12 protein-coding genes are annotated in these 16,691 nt (G+C 39.4%); 5 read left to right on the forward strand and 7 right to left on the reverse strand.

What is annotated here, in order from left to right:
* Positions 1-127: 127 nt before the first annotated feature.
* A complete protein-coding gene (locus CLOS_RS14250; RefSeq protein WP_012160544.1) occupies positions 128-1,051 on the forward strand; it encodes a DMT family transporter in 924 nt (307 codons plus the stop codon).
* Between the two features lie 307 nt (positions 1,052-1,358).
* On the forward strand, positions 1,359-2,882 hold the full coding sequence (locus tag CLOS_RS14255) for a uracil permease (RefSeq protein ID WP_012160545.1): 1,524 nt from the start codon (positions 1,359-1,361) through the stop codon (positions 2,880-2,882).
* 160 nt (positions 2,883-3,042) lie between these two features.
* Here the strand turns inward: CLOS_RS14255 and sfsA are convergent, their stop codons facing one another.
* The 3 genes from sfsA to CLOS_RS14270 form a co-directional block, all read right to left on the reverse strand.
* Positions 3,043-3,750, reverse strand: coding sequence for a DNA/RNA nuclease SfsA (gene sfsA, locus CLOS_RS14260; protein WP_012160546.1), 708 nt, complete (start codon positions 3,748-3,750; stop codon positions 3,043-3,045).
* On the reverse strand, positions 3,740-4,207 hold the full coding sequence (locus tag CLOS_RS14265) for a YaiI/YqxD family protein (protein WP_012160547.1): 468 nt from the start codon (positions 4,205-4,207) through the stop codon (positions 3,740-3,742). Before CLOS_RS14265 ends, sfsA begins: the two co-directional genes overlap by 11 nt.
* Before the next feature lie 103 nt (positions 4,208-4,310).
* Positions 4,311-6,026 (reverse strand): FAD-binding protein, encoded by a 1,716-nt coding sequence (locus CLOS_RS14270; RefSeq protein ID WP_012160548.1) that lies wholly within the window; start codon positions 6,024-6,026, stop codon positions 4,311-4,313.
* 205 nt (positions 6,027-6,231) lie between these two features.
* Between CLOS_RS14270 and CLOS_RS14275 the strand changes: the two genes are divergently transcribed.
* The 3 genes from CLOS_RS14275 to CLOS_RS14285 are packed head-to-tail and all read left to right on the forward strand — an operon-like array spanning position 6,232 to position 13,407.
* Positions 6,232-11,130 (forward strand): cytidyltransferase, encoded by a 4,899-nt coding sequence (locus CLOS_RS14275; protein WP_012160549.1) that lies wholly within the window; start codon positions 6,232-6,234, stop codon positions 11,128-11,130.
* 1 nt (position 11,131) lies between these two features.
* A complete protein-coding gene (locus CLOS_RS14280) occupies positions 11,132-12,373 on the forward strand; it encodes a Rossmann-fold NAD(P)-binding domain-containing protein (RefSeq protein ID WP_012160550.1) in 1,242 nt (413 codons plus the stop codon).
* The gene (locus CLOS_RS14285) at positions 12,370-13,407 is read left to right on the forward strand and encodes an NAD(P)H-dependent oxidoreductase (RefSeq protein WP_012160551.1); all 1,038 of its coding nucleotides are present in this window, start codon (positions 12,370-12,372) and stop codon (positions 13,405-13,407) included. The genes CLOS_RS14280 and CLOS_RS14285 overlap by 4 nt, the downstream gene beginning before the upstream one ends.
* A 120-nt stretch (positions 13,408-13,527) precedes the next feature.
* On the opposite strand, the gene CLOS_RS15710 is transcribed toward CLOS_RS14285, so the two are convergent.
* From CLOS_RS15710 to CLOS_RS14300, 4 genes are all read right to left on the reverse strand, one after another.
* Entirely contained in the window at positions 13,528-13,668 is a 141-nt protein-coding gene (locus tag CLOS_RS15710) for a FeoB-associated Cys-rich membrane protein (protein ID WP_083757183.1), read from the reverse strand.
* Positions 13,668-15,626: a ferrous iron transporter B gene (gene feoB / locus CLOS_RS14290; RefSeq protein ID WP_012160552.1), complete on the reverse strand. Its 1,959-nt coding sequence runs from the start codon at positions 15,624-15,626 to the stop codon at positions 13,668-13,670. Before feoB ends, CLOS_RS15710 begins: the two co-directional genes overlap by 1 nt.
* Before the next feature lie 120 nt (positions 15,627-15,746).
* Positions 15,747-15,962 (reverse strand): FeoA family protein, encoded by a 216-nt coding sequence (locus CLOS_RS14295; RefSeq protein WP_012160553.1) that lies wholly within the window; start codon positions 15,960-15,962, stop codon positions 15,747-15,749.
* A gap of 129 nt (positions 15,963-16,091) precedes the next feature.
* Complete coding sequence (locus tag CLOS_RS14300; RefSeq protein WP_012160554.1) at positions 16,092-16,691, reverse strand: TlpA family protein disulfide reductase; 600 nt, start codon at positions 16,689-16,691, stop codon at positions 16,092-16,094.

Consider the following 16,691-nt stretch of genomic DNA (forward strand, 5'->3'; position numbering starts at 1 on the left):
AAATCCCATCATTCAATATGGGGCTGTACAAGCAAAGGTCCTATATGATGTAAACCTAAAGTTTGATTATCTTGGATGGTGCTCTGTATCCTATTCTAAGGTATTGATAAGGGAAGGAGAAAGTTTAGTGGAAGAAAATACGAAAAATGATAATAAAAGAATGGTGTATGGGGCAGCTACATTGTATGCTGTCATTACAGGCTTATCTTTTCTATTTGGAAAAATAGGACTTCAATCAACAAGTCCCTTGGATCTATTGGCTTACCGATTTACTGCGTCCTTTGTCGGTATTCTAATTCCTACATTGTTTAAATGGGTTCCATTGGATTATAATAAGGAGAAGATATTAAAGATCCTGCCTTTAGCATTACTTTATCCTTTGCTTTTCTTTGGATTCCAAACATTTGGTCTTCAGTATGCTTCTTCCTCTGAAGCGGGGATTCTACTGGCAGCAGCACCTGTGTTTACACTGATTCTAGCCACATACTTTTTAAAGGAAAAGACAACCTTCTTACAGAAGCTATCCATCCTAATTTCTGTATTGGGCGTAATCTATATCACTGCTAAAAAGGGTTCGTCATTTGAATTTAATAATGTAAAGGGAATTGTGTTCCTCGTGTTATCCGCCCTATCCTTTTCTGGGTATAGTGTTATGGCACGAGGATTGACGAAAGACTTCTCCAGTGTGGAGCTTAGTTACATGATGACAATTATTAGCTTTATCTGTTTTAATACGGCATCCTTAGGTAAGCATTTGATTAACGGAACTCTTTCCGCCTATTTGATACCTTTAAAGGATTTTAGCTTTATCCTGGCGATACTGTATTTAGGAATACTTTCTTCCCTAGTAACATCTCTGTTGACGAATTACGTTCTATCTAAGATAGAAGCCTCTAAAATGAGTGTGTTTTCCAACTTGGGTACCGTAATCTCAATCGTAGCTGGTGTAATTTTTCTAAAGGAAGAAATATTCTACTACCATATTATCGGTTCAATTCTTATTGTAGGTGGCGTTGTAGGAACTAATTTTTTATATAAAAAACATCATTAAATAAATGGAAAAGACCATGCTCTTTCAAGAAAATATACTATGGTGTATCAGTGCTAGAATTTTATTTTATTAAAGAAATAAAGCTTACTTTAAATCACTCTGCATGGCCGTGCAGGGTGATTCTTTTTTTGTGATGCAGAGGGGTCCGTCTCCCGTATTGCATATGGAAACTTGTTTGCATATAAGAAACATTGCATATATATCCTATGATCACATATATTTTTTATAACCAGTACAAAAACATTTCAGTAAAGATATTTACTCAGGTGTTGGAGTTCGCTGAAAATTCGAGGTCTGGAGGGATTATATGACTAAGGTACATTATCCATGGTTTAAGCGAGAAGATATTGATGGGTTTTTCGCTTTGTTTCAAAACAACTTGGCAAACTTCGTATTAATTGCTGTATCCATGATATCAATGGGTTATCCTGGTAGCATTGTCTATGGTAGGGTTATACCAGGGGCAGCAATTTCAGTATTATTTGGCAATATTTATTATGCCCATATGGCAAAAAAACTTGCGATCAAAGAAAACAGATCCGATGTGACCGCATTATCCTATGGTATCAGTACACCGCCCATGTTTATTTACTTATTTGGAGTTTTAGGACCAGCCCTAGCCATTACGAAGGACCCAGAAATTGCTTGGAAAATTGGTATGGCTGCTTGTTTCTTAGGTGGTGTTGTTGAAGCGCTGGGCAGTTTGGTCGGCAAATGGATTAGAGATCACCTACCAAGAGCATCCATGCTTGGAGCGCTTGCTGGGGTTGCTTTTACCTTCATTGGAGGAGAGCTGTTCTTTAAAACCTATGAATTGCCTGTCATTGGCATGGTTGTTCTAGCAATTATATTAATTGGTTTAGTGGCTAAGAAAGCAATGCCTTTTAGAATCCCTGCCTCACTATTTGCAATTATCATAGGTACAATCCTTGCCTATACTTTACGTCAAGCTGACCCTTCACAAATATCGGAGGGATTATCCACTGTTGGCTTCTATCCGCCAATCTTCACCCTTGGAATGATAGAGGGATTTAAGTATTTATCTGGACCTTTATTAGGTCTAGCTGCGGTACTTGTTCCCATCTCCATTTACAACTTTATTGAAACAATGAACAACGTAGAAGCAATGGCGGCAGTAGGTGATGACTATAACGTCCAAGAGGCGCAGTTGTTTGATGGCATCGGTACAATGATCGGAAGTTTCTTTGGCGGAGTATTCCCAACTACAGTTTATATCGCATCGGTTGGCTCTAAGTGGATGGGTGCAGGAAGAGGGTATTCCGTTATCAACGGTATTGTATTCCTCATGGCATCCTCAATGGGTATCATTGCCGCAATGTCTAAAATAATCCCAGTTCCAGTCATTGCTCCAATATTAGTATTTGTTGGTATATCAATGGTGTCTACTGCCTTCTCTTCAGTTCAACAAAAGCATTTTCCAGCAGTTGTATTGGCCATGTTCCCATATTTTGCAAACTATATTATGACTAGATTTAATGGCGCAGCAGGTGAGGTCGTTGCAAAGACTTCTTCTAGCATCGTCCCCTTAGGACAGGGCGCCATGTTCACAGGATTAATTTGGGGTGCTATCCTAGTCTTCATCTTAGAAAATGAATATAAGAAAGCAGCATTGGCAGCATTGGCAGGAGCCATATTAGCTGCAACGGGTTTTATGCATGCTGCAAAGCTCACTTTTATGGAAAATTATCAATACCCTCTTGGATATCTCATCATGGCCGTTATGTTTATTGTGTTTGAATCTGTATTTAAGGATCAGCTTGAAAAGGATGGGAAACTTGAAAGTGAAGTAGTCCTGGATTTCCAAGATTAGTTAAACTTTACTAGCTACCACAGATAAAACTCGATGGAGCACCTCCCTGTATGAAAAAGGAATGGTGCCCCATCGGTTGTTCTACTTGAGATACGATTTGCTCTCTTGGTGCTTCAATGAAAAGCTTTTAATAATCTTTTCTATAGGATTATGCATTCTTTTACGCCCTATAGTCGATATCAACCCGATCCCCTAAAATAATTTCATCCTTCTCTATAACGGCATCATAAGCCAATACCTCCACGCCATTCTCGCTGGCAAATTGAACAGCTTGGGAAAAAGCCCTGTCCATTTCCCAGTTCAGCTTAAATAGATTCGGTCCCTTCATTTGGATTACAAATAAGAGGATGCCTCGATAGCCCTGCTTCACCGCTTCAACCATTTCTAAAACATGCTTTGTCCCTCTTTCTGTGGGTGCATCTGGAAACATACAGATGCCTTCGTTTTCCAACGTAACACCCTTTACTTCTATAAATCCTTTTTGTAACGTTCCATTGTTTAGCGTTTCAAAGTATAGATCGAACCTTGACTTTCCGAAGGTCACTTCTCTTTTTAAGTGGGTAAGGCTTTGGATCTCTTTCACTCTATTTTCTTTAATCGCTGTAAAAGCCGCTGCGTTCGGTGCCTGAGAATCCATATTGATCAACATATCACCCTTCCACACGGAGATTAGGGAATACTTTGTCTTTCGGTTGGGATTGTCTCTGCCATCCTCTAATAAAACTTTAACCCCTGGAATGAGAAGTTCTCTACACCTTCCCGTATTCTTTACATGAACCGTTTCTTCCTGTCCATCGATTAGTACCTGTGCAATGAATCGATTGGGTCTTTTTAAAAATATGCCTTCTACAACCTTTTTATATTTCATCTTGATGTCCTCTTATTTTCAGTATATTTTCATCTAAATAATGTATCAGAAATCGTTCAAATTGAAGATCATCTTCCTTTGTTCGTTTCGGTATCTTCGTATATTTCTTATGCTTTCTTCTGATTTCCTGCCCCATATGGCGTTTCATTAACAGCTCGTCTATATTTTCATCGGTATAGGCCCAGCCGTTTTGGTGAATGGCATGAGCATTTTTTGCAAGGGCCATAGCAGCGACGCCATAGTCCTGGGTAATTACAATATCCCCTTTTTCTGTATGGTTGATCAAAGTGATGTCAGCTACGTCTCTTCCTTGATCTACGGTGATGATCTCCGCATAATCATCATGGAGTTCGTGGCATATATTCTTCACCATAACCACTTTTATATGATACTTTTTTGCTATTTTTAAAATGATATCCTTTACAGGACATCCATCTGCATCTACGAGTATTTTCATAAGCCCCTCCCTCTATTCATTGTACCATGATAAAACCTCCAAGTTAATTCTATTTCTCATTAACTTGGAGGTTTTATTTTAGTTTAGTTTGTATTCATTTGTATTAGTTTATAGTTTTTATAAACTCAGCCGCTTGGCTACCAGCTATTCTACCAAATACTACTGCTGCACTGTATGCACCACTTGTGGAAGTAACTTCTCCAGCAGCATAGAGTCCTTCTACGACTTCATTGTTGGTATTTAATACTTGAGTTTTTTCGTTGGCTAAAACGCCACCCTTTGTCATATGAATTGCAGACTCTACCTGCACCCCATAGTAAGGGCCTGTAAACTTTTCGGTAAATGCTTTTTCTCTAAATGGATCTTGTATTTCCCCTGCAACGGATCGATTGTATGTATCTACTGATTTTAAAAGATTTTCTCCGTTGATTCCAAGCTTTTCTGCCAATTCTTCTAAGGTATCTGCCTTTTCATGGTAGCCTAAATCATTGTGCTTTTTCAGTCTGTAAGCGGAATTATAAAGTCTTTCATCGTAAATATAATAAGCCTTTCCCTCTTCTTGTTCTAATATTTTATGGGCTAGAGGAAGTCCACTGGAGGCTTCGTTAACAAATCTTTCCCCATTTTTGTTTACAAGGATAAATCCATCTCCTGCTCCAGTTAAATCTCTTCTGTTTTTAATAATCAGCTTGAATACGGAAAGTACATCCATATTTTCTAACTGAAGATTGTTTTTTTCAAATACAGGAACGAAATCTCCTGTAGCCCCCATTTGGTTAGATGTCTCAACAATTTCAGCTCCAGGTGCATACTTTGCTAACAATTCTTTGTTGGCTGAAAAACCACCTGTTGCAAGAATTACAGCATCAGCTAAGATATCATAGTAATCATTTTTATGCTGAACCTTTACACCGACAACCTTATCTCCTTCAAAGATTAAATCTAGACCCTTTGTACCTGTACGAAGATCTACACCTAACTCTTGTAATTTTGCTTCCATGCCATCTTGGATATGTTCTCCAGCATAAGCATCACTTTCTGCCATGTGGTTCGTTCCACCGTAGTTATAGTTTAGGTTGACACCAAAGCTTCTAAGCCACCCATCTAATTCACTTGCTCCTTGTGCCCATACGGTTTTACGTTCTATGGAATCTGTAGAGGACTTCTTGCTTTCTATAAATTCTTCTTGGGTGATGGTTATGCCTGCTTCATGTTGTGCCTTTGAATTAATCATATCGAAGAAGTTCATGTCAAACTTACCGTTACCACTTAAAATATCTAGTTTTTCAATTAGGATAATATCATCTAGTCCAGACTCTTTTGCACTTATGGCAGCTGCAAGTCCAGCTGGTCCTCCACCTACAATCAGTAGTTTTGTTCTTACTGGCTCTAGATCTCTACGCTCCGTTTGTGGTCCCTGGGTAGTAAAGGTAACCTTTTCAAATTCCTTCCCATATCCTTTTGCAGCCTCAGCAACTGCAGCTTTAATTCCAAAAGAAGTAAAAGTAGCACCACTTACGCTATCGACGATGGGACTTTGAGCTTCTAAAATTCTTTCTTTGATCACAGGGAATGCCCGATTCATGACAGGGCTACTCTCTGAATTGGATATTATTTTTATATCAATCATTTTCTCACCTTCTGTTACAAGCTCCAGCTTAATTTCTCCACCAAATCCTCTGCCTGTGCCTTCGTATGAATTGATTGAATTTTCAGAGTTGCCCTCTGCACCTACACCTTTTGTAATTTTCGCATTTGGTGTGCACCCAACCGTAAAAATCAAAGTAAATGTAAGTAACCATAAAATAATTTTTTTCATGTTGCCCCTCCTTAATTGTTTGTTTGTTATTTATCAATCAATCTCATCGTATCACGCTTTATGAATAATATCAACACCCATTTACCAATTCCATCCTTTGCGAATCACAGCTTACAACCTGTGGTTAAAAGCAGAATCATAGGATATAATTAAAGTAAAACTTTAGAATTTTCTATCTATCAGCAAAATTAAGGGGGGATACAGAATGGTTACAAACAGCAACCTACAGGACAGAATTGCACAAGAGCTGCTCAGCCCTGAATTTTTAAAGCAAACAGGAATCCATCGAAGCTTCATTCTCCAACATATTGAAAGCTCTTCTTTTTTAAATACAGTGGAGGATATGGTTGCAAAAAATGATTATAGCTGCCAAAAAGCCTATGACTTATGTAAAGATGCGTTGGAAAAGTTGTGGGGAGAAAAAGCACCTTCAAATCCACTGAACTATATATATCAGTTCGCTCTTCATTTTTCGTTTCCGAATTCTGTGGAAATTGAGCTTCATAAGGAATTAGATATTGGTGCCTTGTACTATTTACATCTCTTGCGGGCCATCGCTTCCTTTGAACAGCTTTCCCCATCCGATTCCATGACGGTAAAATTTCCGTTAAGCTTATTAACTGACGAAGAGGCTTCTCTTTATAAGGTTTCTAATGAATATGATGCCTTTAAAAAAGCTTTTTGCAATGAATATCTATATGAAATGATGAAGCTGAACCAAGATGTGATGAAGTATAATACCTTGGATCATATATGTGGTGTTCACCATCTTGCACTCTTTGTAGCCAAGCAGCTCTACGAAGCTGGCATCCCCTTAGACCTCGGTAGGGTATCGGGGGCAGCCGCTGGACACGATCTAGGGAAATTTGGATGTAGGAGCTGGGAAGGAAACCGGGTTGCCTATCTTCACTACTATTACACGGATTTGTGGTTTAAAAATCATGGTATCACCCATATTGGCCATGTGGCACTGAACCACTCTACTTGGGATTTGGAGCTGGAAAACCTTTCTATAGAATCTTTAATATTAATTTATTCCGATTTTAGGGTAAAGAATATTGTAAATGCTCATGGGAAAGTGGAAATGACCTTCTTCTCTCTAAAGGACTCCTTCGATGTTATTTTAAGTAAATTAGACAATGTAGACGATGCAAAAGAACGTAGATACCGGAAGGTCTATAATAAGCTTAAAGACTTTGAGGACTATATGCAGCATCTCGGTATTGAAGTAGATCCTTATCTTTCTCCGTTTTCTTTTGTAGCTAGAAAAGAATACTATGCGTTAATGAAAGGAAATGAAATCACCCAGCATTTAAAATATCTAGCCATTTCCCATAATATTCATCTGATGCATCACTTTCGGGACGACGCCTCTTTAAATGAAATTCTGGAGGTGATCCGTGGTGAAAAGGATCCGAAGAATTTGCGGGAGTATATGGATGTTTTTAAGGAATATTCCACCTATTTGACTCAAAAACAGAAAATCATTACGCTCCGGTTCCTCTATGAAAAATTAATCACCCCAGAAGAGGATATCCGCAGACAATGTGCAGAGCTTATGGGAAGTTTAATTGCTCTATTCGATGAGGACTATCGAAAGGAAATACCCCAGGGCGTTTCCCTGCCTCCTACAAATATCAGTAGCTTTAGTTTATTAGAAGAATACCTACAGCTTTTCATTAATCCGCATCATACCGTTATCCCCCTCCATCGTCAATGGATCGGTTATACAACGAAGGTGCTGATTACCTCGGTGTTTAGATACTGTAAGTCCATTCAGGTCCAAGGCTTTAAAGAGGTTATTTTGAAGCATTACAATCCTCTACTGGAATACGATATGGATATTCGAATCTGTTTACTGGATGTGGTGGGTCATATCCCATTGGAAAATGATGCAGCTTCTTTATACACCGTATTCAACTACATTGAAAGCAGCTACAGTAGTACCCTTGATGCTTTAAGGATTGCAGGTTTTAAAGCTGCCACCTATTTACTGCCATTGATCCAGCAGCACGAAGTCCTAACCTCCAAACTGACAAATACTCTATCCACACAGGATCATAGGCGAAGACCTGCTGCAGAGAATTATTTGAAATATGAGCTACTGAAGGGGCTAAATTTGAGCAATAATCTACTAGAGCAATCCGAAGCGCTATGTGCTCAGGATCTCGCTGAGGTTTCCAACTTGTTTTTAAGCAACTTAAAAACTGCAACCAACTGGATCACTAAAAAGATACAGGTTAAAATGCTGCTGGAGTATGCTTTGAAGAATAGTCATAATGAAGGGCTATACACAGCCATGCATTATTGTAACCTTTTAAAGGTTAGTGCCGTTGAAAGTGTCCGAAATAGTGCAGGAAAATCACTGGTATCCCTCATTCCTCATCTACCCTTTGAGCAGAGGAATGACCTTGCTGTGGAGCTGCTTCGAGCCTTAGAACTAGAAAGCTATCAATTTACGAAATATATCCCAGATTATCTCGGTCAGGTCCTTCTATTTCTGAAGCCCTTTGAGCTGGACGAAATCATTGAGGATATTCGGCATAAGATTAAAGAAAGCAATAACCAGATTAAATCCTTATTGCTGAAAACTACGGGAAACCTTCTGAACAACTATCCGAAATACAGAGATAAATTTAGGGAAGAGCCTACAGTCTATGAGAATCGACAGAAAAAACTTCTAGGGGTTTTGTTTAGCGGACTGGCCCACGACGATTTTCAAATCCGGCAGGTATCCTTCAGTGTCCTTGGAAAAGAGGTTTTTGGCAGTAATTTATTAACCTTGGAAGAAAAATATACACTATTCCAATCCATGGGTAAGAAGATCCTCACATTGCTGGCGGATAAGGAAGAAAATCAATTGTTGTTCCTGACCAACGCTGCCGGGTTGAATCATATTTACCGATTCATCTCGGATTATAGCTTCCGTTATGGCGCCATTGATATTCATGTTCCTTCAAGAGTTGCATTGTTTCCTGGTACCTTTGATCCTTTCACCCTGGGCCATAAGGAAATATGCAAAACGATTCGTGATATTGGATTTGAAGTATATTTAGCAGTGGATGAGTTCTCGTGGTCCAAAAGGACCCAGCCTCATTTAATTCGGAAAAGTATCCTCCATATGTCCATTGCAGAGGAAACGGATCTCTACTTATATCCAGAGGATTTCCCGACCAATATTGCGAATCCAAAGGACTTGCAGCGGCTTCGAAATAACATGAAGACGGACCAAGTGTTCATCGTCGTGGGTCTGGATGTCATCGTCAATGCCTCCGCCTATAAGGGGGATTTGCAGGAGTACTCTGTACGCCGATTCCCTCACATCCTCTTCGATCGAAGGGATAATTTAGATGGGAATCAGGAGGATATCTTTCAGGAAGCCTTAGATCGTATTGAAAATGAAGTGATTGCCTTAAACATTCCACCCCAATATGAAGAGATCAGCTCAACTCAGATTCGGAATTATATCGATAAAAATAGAGATATTTCAAATCTGATTGATCCTTTGGCTCAAAAGTACATCTATGAGAACAATCTTTATCGTCGGGAGCCCCAGTTCAAATCCATGATTCAAAGCATTTCTTTCAATACAGACATCGTTTCAAATTTCGATGATACACTCATAGAAAAGCTCAATGAGATCTTCCATGGTGGCTCTCAGAATAGCTTTAATAACATTAAAAATATACGATCCAAGCCCGATGGGCAGTTGGTGATCATCAGCGATGCCAACGAGGATGGTATGCTATTGGCTTATTCCGCAATACACTGGGTGCCGTCCAGCCAAGTTTACGGTGAATTCAAGGATGTACAGGTTACAGAGGTGATCCGCGACCGATACAAGGGTAGAATTATTTTACTAGATGGATTCTTTATTGCGCCACAGGTGCAGACTTCTAAGGATATGGCTCAAGTTATATTGACAGAGACTATGGCCCATTGTTTGAAAATGGATTACGGCTATGCCATTTATAAAAATAATATTCAATGTCCGCAGAATTCAGCGTTTATGGATACATTAGAGCGAAATGGTTTCATCTCCATTTCACAGGATGACCATGATCCTATTTTAGCTGTGGATATGACCAATCCTTGCACTCTTACGCTGGATCTTGAAACCATTATCAAGGAACCATTCCGTAGCAATCCAGCTGTGAAAGAAGTAATCCGCCGAACGCGAGGCAAGCTTCAGAAAGCACTGACGAATTTATACCCCGGTAATTTAGTCCTTTCATTCGATAGAGAATTAATAGATCAAGCACTTTCTAAGAAAATATGTATGGAAAATCAGGTGCCACTGACCCCAAAAGTCCCAAGGGCGCTCGGAAAGTTGATGTGTGTTCCTTTTGGCAATATCTTAAATCGTGCCATCGTTCCTAATACAGTGACGAAATCCTTACACGTTGAAAAGCTATTTAGACCAGATATGAAGGGCTTTACCATTGGTCCTTATCCGTATTACCTGGACTTGGAAAACCAGATGAAAATGATCCAATCTTTCAATCGACCGGTTATTCTAGTAGATGATTTGCTGAATAAAGGATATCGCATTAAAGCCCTAGATCCTTTATTGAAGAAAGAAAAAATAGAGGTGCATAAGATCCTCGTTGCCATACTCTCTGGCAGAGGGAAGGAATTAATGGATATTCAAAATCGAGAGGTAGATTCTGCCTATTTCATACCGAAGCTGAGACTTTGGTTCAATGAAAATCTGTTATATCCTTTTATTGGGGGCGATACCTTATGGAGGGGTCTTTACCCAGAGAAGAACCTGATTTCCTCCATCAGTTTAATTCTGCCCTATACCTCCCCTCACTTTATTAAAGGGGTTACCAATAAGGCTGTTTATGATTTTTCTCTCGCTTCCATCATGAATTCCATGGAGATTTTAGAGGTGATTGAAAAGGAGTATCAGGATTTTAATGAAAGAAAATTGACCTTATCTCTATTAAGCGACGTATTTCTATTTCCTCGGTATCCAGATCCAGGAGAAAATATGTCCTACGACTTAAGCATTAATCCTTCAAGCTATTTAAAAAATGATTTGGAGCTATTAAAAAAATTAGAGCATAGTATTATTACAGGGGACAGAAGGAGGGAATAGCATGTATTATTACAAGATGAATGATAAAACACTCATCTCTACATTTCAATATGAGAATTTGATGAGCATTACGGAAGAGGACGCATCGAAGGATACTAGCACCATCTATCTTTTAAAAAGATTGGACCCAAAAACTTCTAGAAGGAGTTTTTCTGTGACCCATCCTTCACTGATTTTTACTAAAAAGGAAGATTTAAGCCTGATTCAATTCAATAAAAGTAGCTACCCACAGCTTCCACAGTGGCTTTTGAAAAAAATAGAAGATAAGCAAGTAACTGCAGTGAATACATTGTATGAGGATTGGCAGAAGGTTTTGAACTACGCCCTGCCGAAAAAATGGCGTATCCATATTGCAGGCTTAGGCGATGTGGGGGGAACTCTGCTCATCGGTCTTCGGCTTCTGGGCGCCGATGTTATAGAGGAAATCGGCATCTATGATCGGGATATCCATAAGCTCAAGCGCTGGGAGTTTGAGGTCAATCAAATCAGTTCATTAGATGGAGCTCGTTTACCCAATGTTAAAATCCTAGAGGAAGAACAGGTTTTTGACTGCGATTTGTTTGCCTTCTGTATTGCTGGTAGGGTTCCTGCCGTTGGAGAGGAGCAGGTGGATGTCCGAATGGTTCAACTGGAAGAGAACTCTAAAATCATCAATCTCTATGGTAAAAATGCTCGTGAAGCTGGCTTTGAGGGCATCTTTGCAGTGGTTTCCGACCCTGTGGATCTTTTATGCAAGTCTGTATATTTAGCCAGTAATCGGGATGCTGACGGAAATTTAGACACCATGGGCCTCAGCCCAGAACAGATCCGAGGATACGGTTTAGGTGTTATGAACGCAAGGGCGTTATATTATGCCAAGCAGTCTCAGGATACACAGCATTTTATAAAGGAAGGGAGAGCCTTCGGCCCCCACGGACAGGATTTAGTCATTGCCGATAGCATTGAGCATTACAATGAAGCTATTTCTCTTTTCCTGACTGAGAAAGCAAGGACTGCCAATCTAGAGCTTCGAAAAACTGGATTTAAACCCTATATCGCCCCTGCACTTTCTTCTGGTGCCCTCTCTATTATTGCCACCATCAAGGGAGAATGGCATTACAGTGCTACTTTTATGGGTGGCGTCTATATGGGATCTAAAAATCGCCTCACGCAGGAAGGTACGGAGGTAGAGATGCTGGATTTACCCGATGCCTTATATCATCGGCTGGAAACGACGTACCATAAATTGAGGGATGCCCTATGATTCATGTGATCATCCCCGAAGACCCTTCTGTTCAGTTAAAGGAAATGGTAGCCTTTGCTTTAGAGGGGATGGAAGTCGTGGTGATTCGAGGTTCTGAAAATCTACCAGATCTAAGGAATCAAAAAATTTTATTTGCAGTTGAGCTGAATTCCATTGGACTGAATCCTGCATTGATGGAAATTTTATCCCATTTGACAGAGAAGGGAAACGATACACTCCTTGGAGCTACGGCAGCCATGATCATCCACAGCAGTACAGAGCTCTACACAAAAAGCAGTGCTGCCAATATCATATTTCTAGCGAATCAGCTTGGCTGTAGCTTCATTGGCCATCCTTTAGTTGAAGCCACCGGCAATTTGAACAACCTTAAAACTTGGCAGAAAAACATGGATTTATCCTTGCAGGAAATCTCTTTGGAGCTTTCCAGAAGATTGGTCCATCGCCTGCTGAGCTATAGCCCTACAAAATTGAAGAAACCTAAAATCGCTTATTTGCATTCCAGCTTGAAAGCCAAGTCCAATACCCTAATGCTTTGGAGGATGGTGGAGGGTGAGCTGGATGGCTTGGATATCGAAGAGGTTTTCATTGAAAATGCTTCCGTTTTTGACTGCTTCGGATGTACCTACAAAACCTGCTTGGAGCTTGGGAAAAGAAACAACTGCTTTTACGGCGATGTGATGACGGAAAAATTCACCCCCATCATCGAAGCTGCCGATATCCTCGTATGGATTTGTCCAAACTACAATGATTCCATTTCCTCCAATTTAGTTGCAGTAATCAATCGACTGACCACACTTTATCGAAAGATGAGCTTTCACAATAAGAGAATCTATAGCATTATCGTTTCAGGAAACTCTGGAAGCGATTCCATTGCAAGGCAGCTGATCGATGGCTTAAACATTAATAAAGGCTTCTATTTACCGCCTTATTTCGCTCTCATGGAAACGGCCAACGACGCAGGAAGTATTTTAAAGGTAGACAATATTGAAGAAAAAGCAAAGCTATATGCAGCAAATTTAAAAAGGTTTCTATAAGCTTCTAACTATTTTTTTAAGTCTCCATAGCACCACAAGAAATAGATTACATAAAAAAACTGTATTTAGACGATGGATTACGGTCTAAATACAGTTTCTTTCTGCTCTCTTTTTAATATCCTATGCTTTTCCGCACTTGCTTTTGTCAGAGCAACTACTTCCACAGCTACATTTTTTGTTCTTTGCATCGCTGATTACCTTTTTAGCTGCAAATGCTACGATGGCAGCAAATATCAAGCCCACGATTAAATTTCCGGACATTACGCATCAACTCCTAACTCTACACGTTTAGAATCTGACTTTCTAATAGTGATTACAAGAAAAGCCACGATGAGTGCCGCTACTATGATGGCAGGGATAAAGCCTACTGCCGGCTTTCCATATACGAGCAGTGAACCAACTTGTGTCACAAGCATTGCAAGGGTATAACCAACACCGAACTGGAATGCCAAAGCTCTGAATAGCCATTTCTTAGACCCCAATTCTGAGTTCATAGCGCCAATTGCTGCAAAGCAAGGAGGCGTAAATAAGTTAAATACAAGGTAGGCAAATGCTGTTACTGGTGTAAAGAACTGCACCAAAGCACCGCCAGGCAGGTGTAAAGCTTCTTCTGAAGCCACTGCTAAAAGTACGGCAAATGTAGCAACAACGTTTTCTTTTGCAATAAACCCTGTGATGGATGCTGCTGCCAGCTGCCAGCCAATAAATCCAAGGGGGATTAAAATCGGTGCAATTAAAGATCCAATGGAAGCAAGGATACTCAAGCTCTGATCCTCCACTGGTTGAAGTCCCCAGCTATAAGCCTGTGTGAACCACACTAGTGTATTACAAACAAGAATAATTGTTGAAGCTTTATAAACAAAGCCCTTTGCTTTATCGATCATTTGTGAGAAAGCATATTTTAAACTTGGCATTTTATATTCTGGTAGTTCCATAATAAATACGGAGTAAGTATCCTCCCATACAAAGATTCTCTTTAATAAAAATCCACCGATGACAATCATTGTAATGGCAATCACATACATACTCGGTCCAACCCAAACCTTGTCTGGGAAAAATACGGCTGTGAACAGTGCTATAATTGGAAGTTTCGCTCCACAAGGTACAAACGGTGTTAGAATGGTGGTCATTCTTTTCTCATTGATATCTTCAATGGTTCTAGTTGCCATAACCCCTGGAACTGCACAGCCTGAGCCTACAATCATAGGTATGATGGATTTCCCAGATAATCCAATTTTCTTAAAGAAGCGATCCATTAGAACGGCTACTCTTGCCATATATCCACAATCTTCAAGTAAAGACAGACAGAAAAACAATACCATAACTAAAGGAAGGAATCCGATGACTGCACCGACCCCAGCAATTGCTCCGTCTACAATTAGACCTTGTAATAGAGGACTAACGCCTAAGCCCTCTAGGAAGCTATTGGCTGCTGCTGGAACGATTTCTCCAAACAGTGTCTCGTTGAAGTAATCCGATAAATATCCGCCCAATCCCCCTATGGAGAAGGAAAAGACAGCCCACATGATTAAGAAAAATATGGGTATGCCCAGCCACTTGTGTGCAACGATTCGATCGATTTTATCTGAAAGAGAAACCTTCGTAGCATCTCTCTTTTTAACCTGGCAGCTTTCAACAATTTTATCTACAAATTTTTGTCTTGCTGTATCTGAGTCCTTTGAATCTTTCCCTGGGAAGCTCGGTTCGATCTGTGGTTTCTTTTCAAGCCCTATCTGGATCGTCTCGTTTATCAGATTTAATAATCCTTCTTCCGAGGTAGCAGTGGTAGGAATCACCTTGCAATTTAACGCCTTGCTTAAAGCATCCCCATCTACAAGATCTCCTCTTTTAGATACAATATCGCTTTTGTTCAGTGCAATCACTACTGGAATGCCTAGCTCTAAAAGCTGTGTTGTAAAAAATAAGCTTCGACTTACATTGGCTCCATCAACAATATTGATAATCACATCTGGATTTTCGTCTAATATAAAATCCCTAGTAATGGCCTCTTCTCCAGTGAAAGGAGAAATCGAGTATGTACCAGGTAGGTCTACGATGGTAATGTCCATTTCTCTCTTATTATATTTTTTCTTCAGCTCTGCTTCTTTTTTTGCTACCGTAACTCCAGCCCAGTTTCCTACGGATTCAGTTTTTCCTGTAATCGCATTATAGAGTGTTGTTTTTCCCGAATTCGGATTACCCGCCAATGCTATTCTCATAATACATCCCCCTTATAAATTGCAAGAAATTGATAATCATTATCAATGAAAGGCTAAATATAATATGCTATATGAAATAGCATATTTAACCTTTCATGAACATACAATATCAGCTTTACCTTATGCTTCTAACACGATGGATTGTGCCATTTTTTCGTCAAGAGCATATCTACTGTCTTTAATATTAACGATATAGTTGCCGGCAAGTTTAGATATGAGCGTGATCTCTTCACCTTCAAAACACCCTAAACTAAATAGAAACTTCTTTAGCTTATCTGTTCCCTCAACACTTCTAATATTAAATGTAGAACCAATCTCTACCTTTGATAATAACATAATTACTCACCTTGCTTTATATTTTAAATGATAATCGTTTATCTACTGATAAAGAATATCATATTCAAATATACTTGTCAATAGTTTATCAGATGAAACTACTGACATTGCTTTGAATATTTAATTCCATTATTTATTGCCCATATGCTCTACAACTTTGTTCATTTGATCATAGGTCATCATTCCTGGCACCATCTGGACCAAGATCCCTTCTTCATCTACAAAGTAGGAAGTCGGATATCCGCTGACTAAATAAGTCCTAGCAACGATTCCCTTTTCATCTAAAGCTACTTCAAATTCGTATCCACCATCTGTAATGTACTTTTTTACAGTTTCCTTACCTTCCATCACATTAACTGCTAATACGACGATATCCTCATTTTCTTTATCGAGCTTCTGTATATCCGGCATTTCTATATCACAGAATACGCACCATGTTCCCCAGAAATTTATGAGAACCTTTTTGCCTCGATAATCCTCCAGTGAAATTTCCTTTCCGTCTAAGTTCTTCAGTGTAAAGTTCGGTACTTCGTTGCCGATAGCGATAGGGGCTTTGACTTTAGAATCTGTCTCTTTCTTCTCTTTTGATTTTTCTTCTTCGAAATTATTCTCCATTACCACATCGTTTTTTTGTCCGCCTTCTTTAGAATCCTTCACAAAGAACATATAATAGGTCGCCGTAATGAAAATTAATATCAATACTATTAAAGTAATATTCTTCTTTCTCAT

The sequence above is a fragment of the Alkaliphilus oremlandii OhILAs genome, from assembly GCF_000018325.1.
GTDB lineage: Bacteria > Bacillota > Clostridia > Peptostreptococcales > Natronincolaceae > Alkaliphilus_B > Alkaliphilus_B oremlandii.

What these genes read in the sequence shown, in the direction of transcription:
- CLOS_RS15710 (WP_083757183.1), bottom strand. Translation starts at nt 13,668, where the DNA reads ATGTCCGGAAATTTAATCGTGGGCTTGATATTTGCTGCCATCGTAGCA.
- CLOS_RS14300 (WP_012160554.1), bottom strand. Translation starts at nt 16,691, where the DNA reads ATGAGAAAGAAGAATATTACTTTAATAGTATTGATATTAATTTTCATT.
- CLOS_RS14265 (WP_012160547.1), bottom strand. Translation starts at nt 4,207, where the DNA reads ATGAAAATACTCGTAGATGCAGATGGATGTCCTGTAAAGGATATCATT.
- feoB (WP_012160552.1), bottom strand. Translation starts at nt 15,626, where the DNA reads ATGAGAATAGCATTGGCGGGTAATCCGAATTCGGGAAAAACAACACTC.
- CLOS_RS14280 (WP_012160550.1), top strand. Translation starts at nt 11,132, where the DNA reads ATGTATTATTACAAGATGAATGATAAAACACTCATCTCTACATTTCAA.
- CLOS_RS14285 (WP_012160551.1), top strand. Translation starts at nt 12,370, where the DNA reads ATGATTCATGTGATCATCCCCGAAGACCCTTCTGTTCAGTTAAAGGAA.
- CLOS_RS14275 (WP_012160549.1), top strand. Translation starts at nt 6,232, where the DNA reads ATGGTTACAAACAGCAACCTACAGGACAGAATTGCACAAGAGCTGCTC.
- sfsA (WP_012160546.1), bottom strand. Translation starts at nt 3,750, where the DNA reads ATGAAATATAAAAAGGTTGTAGAAGGCATATTTTTAAAAAGACCCAAT.
- CLOS_RS14255 (WP_012160545.1), top strand. Translation starts at nt 1,359, where the DNA reads ATGACTAAGGTACATTATCCATGGTTTAAGCGAGAAGATATTGATGGG.
- CLOS_RS14270 (WP_012160548.1), bottom strand. Translation starts at nt 6,026, where the DNA reads ATGAAAAAAATTATTTTATGGTTACTTACATTTACTTTGATTTTTACG.
- CLOS_RS14295 (WP_012160553.1), bottom strand. Translation starts at nt 15,962, where the DNA reads ATGTTATTATCAAAGGTAGAGATTGGTTCTACATTTAATATTAGAAGT.